The organism is Bacillus sp. FSL R10-2780 (assembly GCF_038006125.1).
Lineage (GTDB): Bacteria > Bacillota > Bacilli > Bacillales > Bacillaceae_G > Bacillus_A > Bacillus_A cereus_U.
In genome coordinates this window covers 4,679,445-4,693,894 of sequence record NZ_JBBOUQ010000001.1, presented here as the reverse complement: position 1 = coordinate 4,693,894, position 14,450 = coordinate 4,679,445, and the positions used below count along the sequence as shown (strand labels likewise).

Genomic DNA, 14,450 nt, shown 5'->3' with positions numbered 1-14,450 from the left:
AATGTGTTAAACAAATATAAATGCGACCCCACAAATGATATATACAATATTTATATACGAATCTCTCTTCTAACATTATTTTTATTGATTTCATATTACATTTATGTGAATACGACCAATATATTATATCTTTATACTATAATAAAATTACAACTATACAACTAGAGGAGGTCTTTATTACATGAATATGAAAGCTACAGCTTTAACAGCAACTACTATCGCAATTGCTTCTTTACTTCCTTCTATGGGAGAATCCGATATACAAACAGCGGCTGCTAAGCAACCATCTACAGTAAAAACTGGATATGTAAAAATTGACAACGTTGCACTACATCAAAATAACCATGCAGACAGTGCAATAATTGATAACATTCGATTTAATAGCCCTGTTACTATTCTTGAGACAACTCAAGATTGGTATAAAGTATCTGTTAACAACAAAACAGGCTATATGAAAAAGGATGCAATTCTATTCAAAAAAAATGTTCAACCAAAAAATCAATATATCGTAAATGCAAACGCATTAAACGTTCGTTCTGAACCTAATACAGAGTCTTCTATTCTAGATATATTACCAAATGGTCAATTCATTACCATTCAAGGTGAACAAGGGGATTGGTACAAAATATTACATAACGGTCAAATTGGATACGTACAAAAAACATTTGTATCTAATGGATCCACACCTCTAGTAAAAGGTGTAACAGTACAAGGTTCTCCTTCTTATACTGTTGCAACACCAAAATTAAATGTACGTAGCAATGCTAGTACAAGTAGCACTCTACTTGGCTCATTACAAAATGGTACACAAGTACAAGTAGTAGAAACGGTAGGTACTTGGTATAAAATTCGTTTTGGCACAGGATACGGATATGTAGCGAAACACTATGTAGTGCAAAATCAAAGTCAAGCACAAGCTAAAACAGCTCAACCTGCATCAATTCCAGCAGTTTTCAAATTCCCTACTCAAGGGAAAATCAGCTCTACTTTTGATATGCGCTGGGAGCAAATGCATTATGGTATAGATATAGCAGCACAAGGAAATGTCTCTATTCAAGCTGCTGCTGCGGGTAAGGTTGTGAAATCTTATTATTCGGCTAGCTACGGCAATGTCGTGTTCATCGCCCATCAAATAAATGGGAAATTATATACAACAGTTTATGCTCATATGAAGGATCGCACTGTACAAGCTGGTGATCAAGTACAAACTGGACAATTAGTAGGTCATATGGGAAACACAGGTCATTCATATGGGCAACATCTCCATTTTGAATTACATAATGGGGAATGGAATTTTGAAAAAACAAATGCAGTAAACCCACTGCCATATTTAGTTAGGTAAATTATATGCCACGCAATATACCTCTCTTTATTGAATACCTGGCCTTTTTAGGTTTAATCTGTTGTTTAATCATTTATAATACGAACACTGTATTCTTATCTATTATTATTGCTTTTGTTGCTTTAGAAATCATTATGGAAGCATTACAAATGCGGCTAAAACAAAAAATTGCCCATATTTATAATGCAATTTTTCTTTTGAGTGCTCTTATAACAAATATAATTAATAATGGTTTTTATTTATCTACCGTACTTCCTGTATTCTTTATAGGTGTTTTATTATTCATAGCTAGATACGTTCATGTTCCTAATAACCAAAAACATGAACAAGAAGCTTAGAAAGAGGAGACACTGTGTACCCATCTTTCAAAGATAATCCAATGAAATATATATTGAATTTATATGAAAAAATGAATACTTTTTTTGGTATACAAGGAAGTTATACTGCACAACTTCTCCTTTATGGAATGTTATTTCTTATCTTAGTTACTTTCTCCTTGCTTTCCTAACAAAAAAGGATCTCACATAAACTTGAGATCCTTTTTAATTTATATTAATTTTTAATATGTAAAATATGGTTTATCCACAAGCATATTTTTCATAAATAAAACTAAGATTATATTTTTTCTCTAAGCTCATTCTTTGTTCATCGTCGCACCAATAGAAAAGAATATCATGAATCGTTGCATAACGCTTATTTTTAAGAAATAGTTTAAAGAATGATGGTAAACAATCATGTAATTGTATAAATATATAATTGCGTAGTATTTCTTCTTTGTATTCAATTCCCTTACAAATATACAGTAATTCTTCACAATAATATGCATGCTGTGGAACTTGGATCATTTCGAAAAACGGTACATATGATAGTAACTTTCCAATAAAATGACCATACCGATCCATTACCCCTATCGTCATATGCTCCATCATTTCTTTCATCACATATAAATAATCATCTACATGAGTTGTCTTTAAAGGGTCTAATCGATCGGAAATTTGAGAAAGTACAGCTCTTTGACAAGCTAAAACTGCCTGACTAGGTCCATAATATGATAGGAAGTCTGTACACTTACGATACTTTCGTAATAAGTCATGTGTATATAAATCATACACAAAAGTATTACAATACATTGCTAGACTCATCATATCACTATTTAATTGCTCTTTTGATAGTGTTTTCGCTCGCTTACACATATAAAAGAATGTAAATTCCAATACTTCTTTATGAGATAATAGATGTTTACAATTTGTTATACATTTCTCATTAAATTTAACTCGATCCCAAATTTCTACATCCTCAGCTGTTAATTCACCAATACGATATTTAATAATTAAATAGTTTAAAGCAACTGCTTTCGTCAAAAGATCCCATGTTTCATACTCCAATGAAGTTTTGACAAATTCATCTAGTCCTTGGGCTATCATAAAAGCATTTGCCTCTTCATACCAACCAATCTCTTGACATAAACGAAGAATACGTACTAGAGTTGGAATTTCATCTTTATGAAACTGCGGTAAATTCTTTACTTTATTCATGCCATATACGATAAATGCAGCTAAATTTTCTTCTTTATAAAATTCTTTTTCTTTCCATACTAATATAGTTCGCTCTTTCCCTTCACCTTTTGGATGACAAGGTACAAGCAAAGAAAATAACTCAGCGAAATTATTTGGTTCTATATATGTATCTGTAACCAAATTCCAATTTGGATCGCCCTGTACAGCCCTCATATAATTCCCCTTCCCTTTTTATCTATGTAGGAAATATTAATTCATTATTACATTATTAATAATAAATATTGTTATATTCAAAATCTCTCATAATACTTATATCTCTCAGTATATCATTTTTTCTCTTATTAAAAATTAGGAATGACAAATTTAAAAAAACTGTCAAAAATATTGACTCTATACTTATTATATAATGTCTCAGATACATCACGCTAACATATTAGTTTAATCCATATATACTAGAATAATGTATCTGATCTTTATACATAATTTATTCCGTATGCTCCGAGATTTCACTTAAAGCAAACCCTGCTTGATCATCTACTGATTGTCTTATAGCTAAATCACCTAGTGCTAGCATCCCAACAAGTTGACCGCTCTCAACTACCGGTAATCGTCTAATTTGATATTGTGCCATTAACTCTGTAGCTTTTTCAATAGAATCATCTGGAGAAACTGAAACAATGTTTGTTGTCATTACATTTGTAATTTGATTAGATCCAGGATGTTTTTCAGCAATCCCACGAACAACTAAGTCTCGATCAGTAACAAGCCCAACAACTTGTTTATTTTCAATAACAGGAATCAATCCAACCGATTCTTCCTTCATTTTTACAGCCGCCTCATATACATTGTCTAATGGGGTACAATGTACGATATGAGTACTCATAAGTTCTCTAACTTGTGTCATTTTTCATCTCCTCCTTTTAATACATACCATAGCTTTTCCTAAATCCCTTTATTTATTTCAGGAAAATAAGGTGATAAAAAGAGGCTTATACATAATAAAAAAGAGTCAGCAATATGCTGACTCTTTTTTTATGACCCGTACGGGATTCGAACCCGTGTTACCGCCGTGAAAGGGCGGTGTCTTAACCACTTGACCAACGGGCCATGGCTCCGCAGGTAGGACTCGAACCTACGACCGATCGGTTAACAGCCGATAGCTCTACCACTGAGCTACTGCGGAATATATGGTGGGCCTAAATGGACTCGAACCATCGACCTCACGCTTATCAGGCGTGCGCTCTAACCAGCTGAGCTATAGGCCCATATAATTTACAGGGGCAGTAGGAATTGAACCCACACTGGAGGTTTTGGAGACCTCAGTTCTACCTTTAAACTATGCCCCTAAATGATGCCGGCTAGAGGACTTGAACCCCCAACCTACTGATTACAAGTCAGTTGCTCTACCAATTGAGCTAAGCCGGCATAAATAAAAAAAATAAAAAAATGGTGGCTCGGGACGGAATCGAACCGCCGACACGAGGATTTTCAGTCCTCTGCTCTACCGACTGAGCTACCGAGCCAACATAAAATGGCGGTCCCGACCGGGGTCGAACCGGCGATCTCCTGCGTGACAGGCAGGCATGTTAACCACTACACCACGGGACCATTGGTTGCGGGGACAGGATTTGAACCTGCGACCTTCGGGTTATGAGCCCGACGAGCTACCGTACTGCTCCACCCCGCGACGATATTATGTTTTAAAAATAAATGGAGGAGGTAGAGGGATTCGAACCCCCGCGCGACTCTCGCCGCCTGTCGGTTTTCAAGACCGATCCCTTCAGCCGAACTTGGGTATACCTCCATGAAGGAAAAAATTAATATCTTATTCATTTTTATATGTAACTAAACCACTTTTTTAAAAAAATGGAGGAGGTAGAGGGATTCGAACCCCCGCGCGACTCTCGCCGCCTGTCGGTTTTCAAGACCGATCCCTTCAGCCGAACTTGGGTATACCTCCGACATATAAAAAATAAAGTGGAGCCTAGCGGGATCGAACCGCTGACCTCCTGCGTGCAAGGCAGGCGCTCTCCCAGCTGAGCTAAGGCCCCATATTTTTGGGAAAATCGGGAAGACAGGATTTGAACCTGCGACCCCCTGGTCCCAAACCAGGTGCTCTACCAAGCTGAGCCACTTCCCGTTAATAAAAGCGCGCCCGAGAGGAGTCGAACCCCTAACCTCTTGATCCGTAGTCAAACGCTCTATCCAATTGAGCTACGGGCGCATATGGTGCCGAGGGCGGGGGTCGAACCCGCACGGTGGTCACCCACCGCAGGATTTTAAGTCCTGTGCGTCTGCCTGTTCCGCCACCCCGGCATGTCATATTGAAAATTGGAGCGGAAGACGGGATTCGAACCCGCGACCCCAACCTTGGCAAGGTTGTATTCTACCACTGAACTACTTCCGCAAGACATGTATGAGATATTTTATTAAAAGTGCGGGTGAAGGGAGTCGAACCCCCACGCCAAAGGCGCCAGATCCTAAGTCTGGTGCGTCTGCCAATTCCGCCACACCCGCATATTTTTTTAAGAAAATGGTGAGCCATGAAGGATTCGAACCTTCGACCCTCTGATTAAAAGTCAGATGCTCTACCAACTGAGCTAATGGCTCTTAATGGCTGGGCTAGCTGGATTCGAACCAGCGCATGACGGAGTCAAAGTCCGTTGCCTTACCGCTTGGCTATAGCCCAATAATTAAGAAATGGTGGAGGGGGGCAGATTCGAACTGCCGAACCCAAAGGAGCGGATTTACAGTCCGCCGCGTTTAGCCACTTCGCTACCCCTCCGACATATATGGTGGAGGATGACGGGATCGAACCGCCGACCCCCTGCTTGTAAGGCAGGTGCTCTCCCAGCTGAGCTAATCCTCCATTTTGCCTGGCAACGTCCTACTCTCACAGGGACAAGGTCCCAACTACCATCGGCGCTAGAGAGCTTAACTTCCGTGTTCGGTATGGGAACGGGTGTGACCTCTCTGCCATCATTACCAGACTATATTCATTCGAGAGAAACATTACTATACTTGATTCACTTAGAAAGTCAATAAGTTTTTTATATTCTCTCGTTTTTGCTTGGCGACGTCCTACTCTCACAGGGACAAGGTCCCAACTACCATCGGCGCTAGAGAGCTTAACTTCCGTGTTCGGTATGGGAACGGGTGTGACCTCTCTGCCATCATCACCAAACTATTGAAGGTATATTCCTTCAAAACTAGATAACATTTGCTTCATATTATATGGTTAAGTCCTCGATCTATTAGTATTCGTCAGCTCCACATGTCACCATGCTTCCACCTCGAACCTATCAACCTGATCATCTTTCAGGGATCTTACTAGCTTACGCTATGGGAAATCTCATCTTGAGGGGGGCTTCATGCTTAGATGCTTTCAGCACTTATCCCTTCCGCACATAGCTACCCAGCTATGCCCTTGGCAGAACAACTGGTACACCAGCGGTGCGTCCATCCCGGTCCTCTCGTACTAAGGACAGCTCCTCTCAAATTTCCTGCGCCCACGACGGATAGGGACCGAACTGTCTCACGACGTTCTGAACCCAGCTCGCGTACCGCTTTAATGGGCGAACAGCCCAACCCTTGGGACCGACTACAGCCCCAGGATGCGATGAGCCGACATCGAGGTGCCAAACCTCCCCGTCGATGTGGACTCTTGGGGGAGATAAGCCTGTTATCCCCGGGGTAGCTTTTATCCGTTGAGCGATGGCCCTTCCATGCGGAACCACCGGATCACTAAGCCCGACTTTCGTCCCTGCTCGACTTGTAGGTCTCGCAGTCAAGCTCCCTTATGCCTTTGCACTCTACGAATGATTTCCAACCATTCTGAGGGAACCTTTGGGCGCCTCCGTTACACTTTAGGAGGCGACCGCCCCAGTCAAACTGCCCACCTGACACTGTCTCCCGGGTCGATAAGACCCGTAGGTTAGAATTTCAATACAGTCAGGGCGGTATCCCACCAGCGCCTCCACCGAAGCTAGCGCTCCGGTTTCAATGGCTCCCGCCTATCCTGTACAAACTGTACCAAAATTCAATATCAGGCTACAGTAAAGCTCCACGGGGTCTTTCCGTCCTGTCGCGGGTAACCTGCATCTTCACAGGTACTATAATTTCACCGAGTCTCTGGTTGAGACAGTGCCCAAATCGTTACACCTTTCGTGCGGGTCGGAACTTACCCGACAAGGAATTTCGCTACCTTAGGACCGTTATAGTTACGGCCGCCGTTTACTGGGGCTTCAGTTCAGAGCTTCGCTTACGCTAACCCCTCTCCTTAACCTTCCAGCACCGGGCAGGTGTCAGCCCCTATACTTCGCCTTACGGCTTCGCAGAGACCTGTGTTTTTGCTAAACAGTCGCTTGGGCCTATTCACTGCGGCTTTCCGTTAAGAAAGCACCCCTTCTCCCGAAGTTACGGGGTCATTTTGCCGAGTTCCTTAACCAGAGTTCTCTCGCACACCTTAGGATTCTCTCCTCGCCTACCTGTGTCGGTTTGCGGTACAGGCACCTTTTATCTCGCTAGAAGCTTTTCTTGGCAGCGGGGAATCAAAGACTTCGCTCCATAAGGAGCTTCCCCATCACAGCTCAGCCTTCACGATAAGCGGATTTGCCTACTTATCAGCCTAACTGCTTGGACGTGCACAACCAATCGCACGCTTCTTCTATCCTTCTGCGTCCCTCCATTGCTCAAACGATAAAGAGGTGGTACAGGAATATCAACCTGTTGTCCATCGCCTACGCCTGTCGGCCTCGGCTTAGGTCCTGACTAACCCTGAGCGGACGAGCCTTCCTCAGGAAACCTTAGGCATTCGGTGGACGGGATTCTCACCCGTCTTTCGCTACTCATACCGGCATTCTCACTTCTAAGCGCTCCACCAGTCCTTCCGGTCTGACTTCACTGCACTTAGAACGCTCCCCTACCACTGATACCATTGGTATCAATTCGCAGCTTCGGTGGTGTATTTAGCCCCGGTACATTTTCGGCGCAGAGTCACTCGACTAGTGAGCTATTACGCACTCTTTAAATGGTGGCTGCTTCTGAGCCAACATCCTAGTTGTCTAAGCAACTCCACATCCTTTTCCACTTAATACACACTTTGGGACCTTAGCTGGCGATCTGGGCTGTTTCCCTCTTGACTACGGATCTTATCACTCGCAGTCTGACTCCTAAGGATAAGTCATTGGCATTCGGAGTTTGACTGAATTCGGTAATCCGATGAGGACCCCTAGTTCAATCAGTGCTCTACCTCCAAGACTCTTACACTTAAGGCTAGCCCTAAAGCTATTTCGGGGAGAACCAGCTATCTCCAGGTTCGATTGGAATTTCTCCGCTACCCACACCTCATCCCCGCACTTTTCAACGTGCGTGGGTTCGGGCCTCCATTCAGTGTTACCTGAACTTCACCCTGGACATGGGTAGATCACCTGGTTTCGGGTCTACGACCACGTACTAAACGCCCTATTCAGACTCGCTTTCGCTGCGGCTCCGCCTCTTCAGCTTAACCTTGCACGGGATCGTAACTCGCCGGTTCATTCTACAAAAGGCACGCCATCACCCATTAACGGGCTCTGACTATTTGTAGGCACACGGTTTCAGGATCTCTTTCACTCCCCTTCCGGGGTGCTTTTCACCTTTCCCTCACGGTACTGGTTCACTATCGATCACTAGGGAGTATTTAGCCTTGGGAGATGGTCCTCCCAGATTCCGACGGAATTTCACGTGTTCCGCCGTACTCAGGATACATTCAAGAGAGAACGAAGTTTCGACTACGGGGTTATTACCCTCTGTGACGGACCTTTCCAGGTCGCTTCGTCTACCTCGTTCCTTTGTAACTCCGTATAGAATGTCCTACAACCCCAAGAGGCAAGCCTCTTGGTTTGGGCTAGATTCCGTTTCGCTCGCCGCTACTCAGGAAATCGCATTTGCTTTCTCTTCCTCCAGGTACTTAGATGTTTCAGTTCCCTGGGTCTGTCTTCCATACCCTATGTATTCAGGTAAGGATACCATACCATTACGTATAGTGGGTTTCCCCATTCGGAAATCTTCGGATCAAAGCTTACTTACAGCTCCCCGAAGCATATCGGCGTTAGTCCCGTCCTTCATCGACTCCTAGTGTCAAGGCATCCACCGTGCGCCCTTTCTAACTTAACCAAACTAAAATTAAAAAAATATGAGCTACACTGTTATCTAGTTTTCAAAGAACATACATTTAAACTTGAGAGATAGTTCTCTCAAAACTGAACGAAACAAAACAAGTCAACGTTTATTGATGAACTGCGTTCATCAATTCTCCATAGAAAGGAGGTGATCCAGCCGCACCTTCCGATACGGCTACCTTGTTACGACTTCACCCCAATCATCTGTCCCACCTTAGGCGGCTGGCTCCATAAAGGTTACCCCACCGACTTCGGGTGTTACAAACTCTCGTGGTGTGACGGGCGGTGTGTACAAGGCCCGGGAACGTATTCACCGCGGCATGCTGATCCGCGATTACTAGCGATTCCAGCTTCATGTAGGCGAGTTGCAGCCTACAATCCGAACTGAGAACGGTTTTATGAGATTAGCTCCACCTCGCGGTCTTGCAGCTCTTTGTACCGTCCATTGTAGCACGTGTGTAGCCCAGGTCATAAGGGGCATGATGATTTGACGTCATCCCCACCTTCCTCCGGTTTGTCACCGGCAGTCACCTTAGAGTGCCCAACTTAATGATGGCAACTAAGATCAAGGGTTGCGCTCGTTGCGGGACTTAACCCAACATCTCACGACACGAGCTGACGACAACCATGCACCACCTGTCACTCTGCTCCCGAAGGAGAAGCTCTATCTCTAGAGTTTTCAGAGGATGTCAAGACCTGGTAAGGTTCTTCGCGTTGCTTCGAATTAAACCACATGCTCCACCGCTTGTGCGGGCCCCCGTCAATTCCTTTGAGTTTCAGCCTTGCGGCCGTACTCCCCAGGCGGAGTGCTTAATGCGTTAACTTCAGCACTAAAGGGCGGAAACCCTCTAACACTTAGCACTCATCGTTTACGGCGTGGACTACCAGGGTATCTAATCCTGTTTGCTCCCCACGCTTTCGCGCCTCAGTGTCAGTTACAGACCAGAAAGTCGCCTTCGCCACTGGTGTTCCTCCATATCTCTACGCATTTCACCGCTACACATGGAATTCCACTTTCCTCTTCTGCACTCAAGTCTCCCAGTTTCCAATGACCCTCCACGGTTGAGCCGTGGGCTTTCACATCAGACTTAAGAAACCACCTGCGCGCGCTTTACGCCCAATAATTCCGGATAACGCTTGCCACCTACGTATTACCGCGGCTGCTGGCACGTAGTTAGCCGTGGCTTTCTGGTTAGGTACCGTCAAGGTGCCAGCTTATTCAACTAGCACTTGTTCTTCCCTAACAACAGAGTTTTACGACCCGAAAGCCTTCATCACTCACGCGGCGTTGCTCCGTCAGACTTTCGTCCATTGCGGAAGATTCCCTACTGCTGCCTCCCGTAGGAGTCTGGGCCGTGTCTCAGTCCCAGTGTGGCCGATCACCCTCTCAGGTCGGCTACGCATCGTTGCCTTGGTGAGCCGTTACCTCACCAACTAGCTAATGCGACGCGGGTCCATCCATAAGTGACAGCCGAAGCCGCCTTTCAATTTCGAACTATGCAGTTCAAAATATTATCCGGTATTAGCCCCGGTTTCCCGGAGTTATCCCAGTCTTATGGGTAGGTTACCCACGTGTTACTCACCCGTCCGCCGCTAACTTCATAAGAGCAAGCTCTTAATCCATTCGCTCGACTTGCATGTATTAGGCACGCCGCCAGCGTTCATCCTGAGCCAGGATCAAACTCTCCAATAAAGTTAGTTTGTCTAGCATCTAAAAATAAAAATTGACGTTCACGTTGTTTGTTTCGTTCAGTTTTCAAAGAACTTGTCCGCCGCTTCAGAAGCGACTTCATCATATTAACATCTTCATTTTTCGATGTCAACTATGTTTTTTAATTTCTTTTTTGTCGTTTTCTGCGTTTCCGCATCAGCGACGTTTATTAATATACCATCATGGTTTTTAAATAACAAGTATTTTTTATAAAAAAAATACAAAAAGTTATCTATCCTACTTTCTTCTATAGAAAGAACCATTATCCTTTCTACTGAAAACATTCATTTTGATTGTATACAAGTTACTATACACTATCATCAACCAGGCGGTATTTCACAATAAGTTCCTAACCTTTAGTCCTCTCCTTTTTAAATTTTACAATTACCACAGTTCTACTTAAGAAGGACAAATAACCATTTAAATATAGAGTAACAAAAAACGAGACCACTATACTAAAGCAAAACTTTAATTAATGCTTTTTCTCGCCAATCAGGAACTTTACTTCCACAAATAACGAACTTCCCCTCGAAATATTAACTTAAGATTATTGTTAGAATTTTTTTACATTTAATTAATGAAAGATATCCAATTTTTGTTATATAGTAAGAAAGTGCCCACAAAACTATAAATAAACTAATGGAGGAATTATCTTATGGATAGGTTAACAAAATTTTCATTAAAAAACCGAGCCGCTATTATTATCATGGTTTTTCTCATTTCCATACTTGGCGTTTATTCCGGCTCTAAATTACCTATGGAATTTTTACCAAGCATCGATAACCCCGCAATAACTGTCACGACATTATCTCAAGGGCTCGATGCTGAAACGATGACCAAGGACGTAACTGATCCCCTTGAAAAACAATTTCGTAGTTTAGAACATATCGATGGCATCACTTCTTCCACAAACGAGGGATTATCACGCATCGACATTGCATATACATCAAAGGCAAATATGAAAGACGCGGCACGCGAAGTCGAAAAAACAATTAATACAATTAAATTACCTAAAGATGTAACTAAGCCTGTAGTTAGCCAATTAAATACTTCTATGATTCCACTCGCTCAAATTACCATCCAAAAGCAGAACGGATTTTCAAAAGCTGACGAAAAACAAATCGAGAAAGAAATCGTACCACAACTCGAAAGCATTGATGGTGTTGCCAATGTTATGTTTTTCGGAAAATCAACTTCCGAATTATCCATCGTACTTGACCCTAACCAACTAAAAGATAAAAACGTAACATCAGAGCAAGTATTAAAAGTTTTACAAGGAAAAGAAACTTCCACTCCGGCCGGAGCAATTACCGTTAATAAGGAAGAATACAACCTTCGGGTCATCGGAGATATAAAAAATGTAAACGACATTAAAAATATTACCGTTACACCTCAAGTAAAGTTACAAGATATCGCTCAAATTGAACTAAAACAACATCATGATACAATCTCGCACATAAACGGAGAAGAAGGAACAGGATTAGTCATCATGAAAGAGCCGAGTAAAAACGCGGTTGCAATTGGAAAAGAGATTGATAAAAAGATTAAAGATATAAGCAAGCAATATAAAGATCAGTTTTCTATTAAACTTCTAGCTTCAACTCATGAACAAGTTGAAAATGCTGTTACTAGTATGGGAAAAGAAGTAATCCTTGGGGCAATTGCTGCAACTCTCATTATCTTAATCTTTTTACGCAGCTTCCGAACAACACTCATCGCTGTCGTTAGTATTCCGCTATCTATTTTATTAACACTATTTTTACTCCATCAATCCAACATCACACTTAACATTCTAACTCTTGGTGGCTTAGCCGTTGCTGTGGGACGTCTCGTCGATGATAGTATCGTTGTCATCGAGAACATTTTCCGGCGTTTACAAAAAGAAACCTTCTCTAAAAATATTATTCTTGAAGCAACGAAAGAGGTCGCAGTCGCAATTACCTCTTCTACTTTAACAACAGTCGCCGTTTTTTTACCTATCGGTCTCGTATCGGGAGTAATTGGAAAACTAATGTTACCTATGGTATTAGCAGTTGTATATTCTATCCTTTCTTCTTTAATCGTTGCGTTAACAGTTGTTCCACTTATGGCTTTTTTACTACTCAAAAAAACAAAACGTCGCAATTCTCATTCTTCACCGCGATATGTCGCTACATTAAAGTGGGCTCTTTCTCATAAGTTTATCATTCTACTCACTTCTTTTTTATTGTTTGCAGGATCCATTGCAGCCTACATATTACTACCGAAAGCGAACATAAAGTCTGAGGACGATACAATGCTATCCGTTAACATGACATTTCCAACCGATTATGATTCTGAAGCTAAAAAACAAAAAGCCTTTGATTTCGAAAAGAAACTACTCTCTAATTCTGATGTAACAGATGTTATTTTGCGAATGGGATCTAGCGCAGAAGATGCACAATGGGGACAGACAACTAAAAACAATCTTGCAACTATATTTGTAGTCTTTAAAAAAGGATCTGATATCGACCAATATATTAAAGAATTAAAAAAAGAGCATAATGCTTTTGAACCAGCTGAACTCGATTATATAAAAACTAGTTACTCTGACTCCGGAGGTGGAAACAACTTACAATTTAACGTAACCGCTACTAACGAAACAAATTTAAAAAAGGCCGCTAACATCGTCGAAACAAAACTAAAAAGTATCGAGGCTCTCTCTAAAGTAAAAACAAATATTGAAGACTCTAAAAAAGAATGGCAAATTCATATCGATCAAACAAAGGCGGAACAACTCGGTTTAACACCAGAATTAGCAGCACAACAAGTATCATTCCTTATGAAGAAATCTCCTATTGGGGAAATCTCAATCAATAATGAAAAGACAACTATTATGATAGAACATAAAAAGGCATCCATTAACAAACAAGAAGATATTTTAAACACAAACATACTCTCACCTATTAACGGACCAATTCCTTTAAAAGACATTGCAACTATTTCAGAAAAACAACTTCAAACGGAAATCTTCCATAAAGATGGGAAAGAAACGATACAAATTACTGCAGCAGCTTCAAGTGAAGATTTAAGTAAAGTAAGCGAGGAAGTAAACAAAGCTATAGCCGACTTAGATTTACCTACCGGAGCAAAAGTAAATATCGCAGGTGCTACCGAGTCTATGCAAGAGAACTTCACAGATTTATTCAAAATTATGGGGATTGCAATTGGAATTGTATATTTAATTATGGTTATCACATTCGGGCAAGCACGTGCTCCTTTCGCGATTTTATTCTCTTTACCATTAGCTGCTGTCGGCGGTATTTTAGGATTAATCATTTCAAAAACACCTGTTGATGTAAATTCATTGATTGGCGCATTAATGTTAATCGGGATTGTCGTTACAAATGCTATTGTATTAATAGAAAGAGTGCAACAAAATCGGGAAAACGGTATGGAAACAAGAGAAGCCTTACTAGAAGCAGGATCTACTAGATTACGCCCAATTATTATGACAGCTATAACAACAATCGTCGCTATGCTACCACTCCTATTCGGTCAATCTCAAGCAGGAAGTATGGTATCCAAAAGTCTGGCCGTCGTTGTAATCGGTGGTTTGGCAGTCTCAACCGTTCTTACATTAGTAGTCGTTCCCGTTATGTATGAACTATTAGATAAAATCGGGCGAAAAAGACGCTCCCGCAGAAAAATAAGTACTTCTACAGAAACACCTGATATTTAAACTAAAAGGCGTTATCTTC

5 protein-coding genes, 20 tRNA genes and 4 rRNA genes are annotated in these 14,450 nt (G+C 41.8%); 3 read left to right on the top strand and 26 right to left on the bottom strand.

Features of this window, described 5'->3' with window-relative positions; all coding sequences use genetic code 11:
* The first annotated feature begins 181 nt into the window (after nt 1–181).
* Both NSQ47_RS24370 and NSQ47_RS24365 read left to right on the top strand, forming a co-directional pair.
* Nucleotides 182–1,342, top strand: coding sequence for an SH3 domain-containing protein (locus NSQ47_RS24370; RefSeq protein WP_002159242.1), 1,161 nt, complete (start codon nt 182–184; stop codon nt 1,340–1,342).
* Between the two features lie 5 nt (nt 1,343–1,347).
* Nucleotides 1,348–1,680, top strand: coding sequence for a hypothetical protein (locus NSQ47_RS24365; protein WP_002159243.1), 333 nt, complete (start codon nt 1,348–1,350; stop codon nt 1,678–1,680).
* Between the two features lie 240 nt (nt 1,681–1,920).
* On the opposite strand, the gene NSQ47_RS24360 is transcribed toward NSQ47_RS24365, so the two are convergent.
* The 26 genes from NSQ47_RS24360 to NSQ47_RS24235 form a co-directional block, all read right to left on the bottom strand.
* Entirely contained in the window at nt 1,921–3,072 is a 1,152-nt protein-coding gene (locus tag NSQ47_RS24360; protein ID WP_341038136.1) for a DUF3965 domain-containing protein, read from the bottom strand.
* Between the two features lie 271 nt (nt 3,073–3,343).
* Nucleotides 3,344–3,763: a CBS domain-containing protein gene (locus NSQ47_RS24355; protein ID WP_341038135.1), complete on the bottom strand. Its 420-nt coding sequence runs from the start codon at nt 3,761–3,763 to the stop codon at nt 3,344–3,346.
* Between the two features lie 131 nt (nt 3,764–3,894).
* Nucleotides 3,895–3,966, bottom strand: a tRNA-Glu gene (locus NSQ47_RS24350).
* Between the two features lies 1 nt (nt 3,967).
* Nucleotides 3,968–4,042, bottom strand: a tRNA-Asn gene (locus NSQ47_RS24345).
* Nucleotides 4,043–4,047: 5 nt separating this feature from the next.
* Nucleotides 4,048–4,124 (bottom strand) — tRNA-Ile (locus NSQ47_RS24340).
* A 10-nt stretch (nt 4,125–4,134) separates the two neighbouring features.
* Nucleotides 4,135–4,205: transfer RNA gene (locus NSQ47_RS24335), tRNA-Trp, on the bottom strand.
* 6 nt (nt 4,206–4,211) lie between these two features.
* Nucleotides 4,212–4,284, bottom strand: a tRNA-Thr gene (locus tag NSQ47_RS24330).
* A gap of 22 nt (nt 4,285–4,306) precedes the next feature.
* Nucleotides 4,307–4,382, bottom strand: a tRNA-Phe gene (locus NSQ47_RS24325).
* A 9-nt stretch (nt 4,383–4,391) separates the two neighbouring features.
* Nucleotides 4,392–4,467 (bottom strand) — tRNA-Asp (locus tag NSQ47_RS24320).
* 2 nt (nt 4,468–4,469) lie between these two features.
* A tRNA-Met gene (locus NSQ47_RS24315) sits at nt 4,470–4,546 on the bottom strand.
* A gap of 24 nt (nt 4,547–4,570) precedes the next feature.
* Nucleotides 4,571–4,663: transfer RNA gene (locus tag NSQ47_RS24310), tRNA-Ser, on the bottom strand.
* Between the two features lie 63 nt (nt 4,664–4,726).
* Nucleotides 4,727–4,819: transfer RNA gene (locus NSQ47_RS24305), tRNA-Ser, on the bottom strand.
* Between the two features lie 18 nt (nt 4,820–4,837).
* A tRNA-Ala gene (locus NSQ47_RS24300) sits at nt 4,838–4,910 on the bottom strand.
* Nucleotides 4,911–4,925: 15 nt separating this feature from the next.
* Nucleotides 4,926–4,999: transfer RNA gene (locus tag NSQ47_RS24295), tRNA-Pro, on the bottom strand.
* Nucleotides 5,000–5,009: 10 nt separating this feature from the next.
* A tRNA-Arg gene (locus NSQ47_RS24290) sits at nt 5,010–5,083 on the bottom strand.
* 3 nt (nt 5,084–5,086) lie between these two features.
* Nucleotides 5,087–5,175, bottom strand: a tRNA-Leu gene (locus NSQ47_RS24285).
* Nucleotides 5,176–5,191: 16 nt separating this feature from the next.
* A tRNA-Gly gene (locus tag NSQ47_RS24280) sits at nt 5,192–5,266 on the bottom strand.
* A gap of 29 nt (nt 5,267–5,295) precedes the next feature.
* Nucleotides 5,296–5,376, bottom strand: a tRNA-Leu gene (locus NSQ47_RS24275).
* Nucleotides 5,377–5,393: 17 nt separating this feature from the next.
* A tRNA-Lys gene (locus NSQ47_RS24270) sits at nt 5,394–5,469 on the bottom strand.
* A 4-nt stretch (nt 5,470–5,473) separates the two neighbouring features.
* Nucleotides 5,474–5,548 (bottom strand) — tRNA-Gln (locus NSQ47_RS24265).
* 12 nt (nt 5,549–5,560) lie between these two features.
* Nucleotides 5,561–5,644 (bottom strand) — tRNA-Tyr (locus NSQ47_RS24260).
* Between the two features lie 8 nt (nt 5,645–5,652).
* A tRNA-Val gene (locus NSQ47_RS24255) sits at nt 5,653–5,728 on the bottom strand.
* A 5-nt stretch (nt 5,729–5,733) separates the two neighbouring features.
* A 5S ribosomal RNA gene (rrf, locus tag NSQ47_RS24250) occupies nt 5,734–5,849 on the bottom strand.
* A gap of 78 nt (nt 5,850–5,927) precedes the next feature.
* A 5S ribosomal RNA gene (gene rrf / locus NSQ47_RS24245) occupies nt 5,928–6,043 on the bottom strand.
* Between the two features lie 50 nt (nt 6,044–6,093).
* Nucleotides 6,094–9,015 (bottom strand): 23S ribosomal RNA (locus tag NSQ47_RS24240).
* A 146-nt stretch (nt 9,016–9,161) separates the two neighbouring features.
* Nucleotides 9,162–10,713, bottom strand: a 16S ribosomal RNA gene (locus tag NSQ47_RS24235).
* The 16S, 23S and 5S rRNA genes sit together here with 20 tRNA genes alongside, the layout of an rRNA operon.
* A gap of 673 nt (nt 10,714–11,386) precedes the next feature.
* Here NSQ47_RS24235 and NSQ47_RS24230 point away from each other — a divergent pair.
* Complete coding sequence (locus NSQ47_RS24230; RefSeq protein ID WP_341038134.1) at nt 11,387–14,431, top strand: efflux RND transporter permease subunit; 3,045 nt, start codon at nt 11,387–11,389, stop codon at nt 14,429–14,431.
* Nucleotides 14,432–14,450: the final 19 nt, after the last annotated feature.

Excerpts from the sequence above, each read along its gene's own strand:
- NSQ47_RS24370 (WP_002159242.1), top strand. The coding sequence starts at position 182 with ATGAATATGAAAGCTACAGCTTTAACAGCAACTACTATCGCAATTGCT.
- NSQ47_RS24365 (WP_002159243.1), top strand. The coding sequence starts at position 1,348 with ATGCCACGCAATATACCTCTCTTTATTGAATACCTGGCCTTTTTAGGT.
- NSQ47_RS24360 (WP_341038136.1), bottom strand. The coding sequence starts at position 3,072 with ATGAGGGCTGTACAGGGCGATCCAAATTGGAATTTGGTTACAGATACA.
- NSQ47_RS24355 (WP_341038135.1), bottom strand. The coding sequence starts at position 3,763 with ATGACACAAGTTAGAGAACTTATGAGTACTCATATCGTACATTGTACC.
- NSQ47_RS24230 (WP_341038134.1), top strand. The coding sequence starts at position 11,387 with ATGGATAGGTTAACAAAATTTTCATTAAAAAACCGAGCCGCTATTATT.